This is a genomic window from Aquibium carbonis, assembly GCF_003970795.1.
Classification (GTDB): domain Bacteria; phylum Pseudomonadota; class Alphaproteobacteria; order Rhizobiales; family Rhizobiaceae; genus Aquibium; species Aquibium carbonis.
Genome location: NZ_RWKW01000092.1, coordinates 1 through 2,500 on the forward strand (window position 1 = coordinate 1; position 2,500 = coordinate 2,500).

A 2,500-nucleotide genomic window follows, 5' to 3' on the forward strand; every position below is an offset into this window, starting at 1 on the left:
TGTTTGGTTGCGGGGGCAGGATTTGAACCTGCGACCTTCAGGTTATGAGCCTGACGAGCTACCGGGCTGCTCCACCCCGCGCCAGGGTGTTTGGCAGGTGTCCTGCCAGTTGGTTTCGCCTTGGATCCGGTTGGTCCTGGCGGTGTCCGGCGGATGGGCCGGGGTCGGTCTGGCCTTTTGGGGATGATCCGTCGCGTGGTTTTGCGGGATCGTCGCCCGGGGCGGCGCGTGAGGTTGGCGCCGCGCGGCTTCAAAGGCTACGGGCCGTCTCCGAGGGATCGGAGGGTCGGCCCGGGTTTCCGGCCTGGCCGGAAGATCGTGAAGAGAAGCTGTCGATTGTGCGTTTCGTAGACCTGGCAGCGACCTACTCTCCCGCGTCTTGAGACGAAGTACCATCAGCGCTGGGGCGTTTCACGGCCGTGTTCGGAATGGGAACGGGTGCAGCCACCCCGCCATAACCACCAGGTCGACGAAGCGCACAATCTTTGATCGAGAAGCTGGGTTGGAGGGAGTTGGCAATCGGCAGTCGGCAGTCGGGTGGAACCCGGCGCCGGCCGCTGTCGTGCCGTCTCTCGTCTTTTCCGCGCAGGTCGCAGCGCCTTGGCTGCGTCCATGATTGGTCAACATGGCAGACCGACCCTTCGGGCGAAGCCCGCAAGGCCGACCGGCCAGCCTGTCCTCGGGCTTGACCCGAGGATCGCGCCTGATGGCGCGCCCTGTCCGGAGGATAGCGGCCGAAGGCCGCGCTCATCCGTGAGGACATGCAAACCATCGCGTCGCGATGGGCATGAGTAATGAGAATGATCAAGCCAATCGAGCTATTAGTACCGGTAAGCTTCATGCGTTGCCGCACTTCCACACCCGGCCTATCAACGTGGTCGTCTTCCACGGCTCTGATAGGGAATACTCGTTTTGAGGCTGGTTTCCCGCTTAGATGCCTTCAGCGGTTATCCATTCCACACATAGCTACCCTGCAATGCGGCTGGCGCCACAACAGGTCCACCAGAGGTGTGTCCATCCCGGTCCTCTCGTACTAGGGACAGATCCTCTCAATATTCCTACACCCACGGCAGATAGGGACCGAACTGTCTCACGACGTTCTGAACCCAACTCACGTACCGCTTTAAATGGCGAACAGCCATACCCTTGGGACCTGCTCCAGCCCCAGGATGCGATGAGTCGACATCGAGGTGCCAAACAACCCCGTCGATATGGACTCTTGGGGGTCATCAGCCTGTTATCCCCGGCGTACCTTTTATCCGTTGAGCGATGGCCCTTCCACACGGGACCACCGGATCACTATGACCGACTTTCGTCTCTGCTCGACTTGTCTGTCTCGCAGTCAGGCAGGCTTATGCCATTGCACTCGACGACCGATTTCCGACCGGTCTGAGCCCACCATCGCGCGCCTCCGTTACTCTTTAGGAGGCGACCGCCCCAGTCAAACTACCCACCATACACTGTCCCGGACCCGGATGACGGGCCGCGGTTAGACATCCATGTTCACAAGGGTGGTATTTCAAGGGTGACTCCACGCAGGCTGGCGCCCGCGCTTCAAAGTCTACCACCTATCCTACACATGCGAACACGAATGCCAGTGTAAAGCTATAGTAAAGGTGCACGGGGTCTTTCCGTCTAACCGCAGGAACCCCGCATCTTCACGGGGAATTCAATTTCACTGAGTCTCTGCTGGAGACAGCGGGGAAGTCGTTACGCCATTCGTGCAGGTCGGAACTTACCCGACAAGGAATTTCGCTACCTTAGGACCGTTATAGTTACGGCCGCCGTTTACTGGGGCTTCGATTCAAAGCTTGCACCTCTCCTCTTAACCTTCCAGCACCGGGCAGGCGTCAGACCCTATACGTCGTCTTGCGACTTCGCAGAGCCCTGTGTTTTTGATAAACAGTCGCTACCCCCTGGTCTGTGCCACCCCCCCACACTTGCGTATGAAGGGGTCACGCTTCTTCCGAAGTTACGCGTGCAATTTGCCGAGTTCCTTCAGCAGAGTTCTCTCAAGCGCCTTGGTATGCTCTACCAGTCCACCTGTGTCGGTTTCGGGTACGGTCTATACGGAGGAGCTATTTCCTGGGACCGCTTCGCCGCACACCCAATCCGTTAAGGGCATACGACACACGCAATCCGTCACTACCTCCAGGCCCACGAATATTGACGTGGTTCCCATCGACTACGCCTTTCGGCCTCGCCTTAGGGGCCGGCTAACCCTGCTCAGATTAACTTTAAGCAGGAACCCTTGGACTTTCGGCGAGCGGGTCTCTCACCCGCTTTATCGTTACTCATGTCAGCATTCGCACTTCCGATACCTCCACCGGTCCTCACGGATCCGGCTTCATCAGCCTACGGAACGCTCCGCTACCGCTTGCAGCAAGCTGCAAACCCGAAGCTTCGGTGCATGGCTTTAGCCCCGTTACATTTTCGGCGCAAAGACCCTTATTTAGACCAGTGAGCTGTTACGCTTTCTTTAAATGATGGCTGCTTCTAA

General features: G+C 58.4%; 1 tRNA gene and 2 rRNA genes (1 of these 3 cut by a window edge). All 3 read right to left on the reverse strand.

Going from position 1 to position 2,500, the window contains the following annotated elements:
* Positions 1-4: 4 nt before the first annotated feature.
* Positions 5-81, reverse strand: a tRNA-Met gene (locus tag EJC49_RS20760).
* Between the two features lie 270 nt (positions 82-351).
* Positions 352-466: ribosomal RNA gene (rrf, locus tag EJC49_RS20765) — 5S ribosomal RNA — on the reverse strand.
* 334 nt (positions 467-800) lie between these two features.
* Positions 801-2,500 (reverse strand): 23S ribosomal RNA (locus EJC49_RS20770); it runs 1,210 nt beyond the window's last position.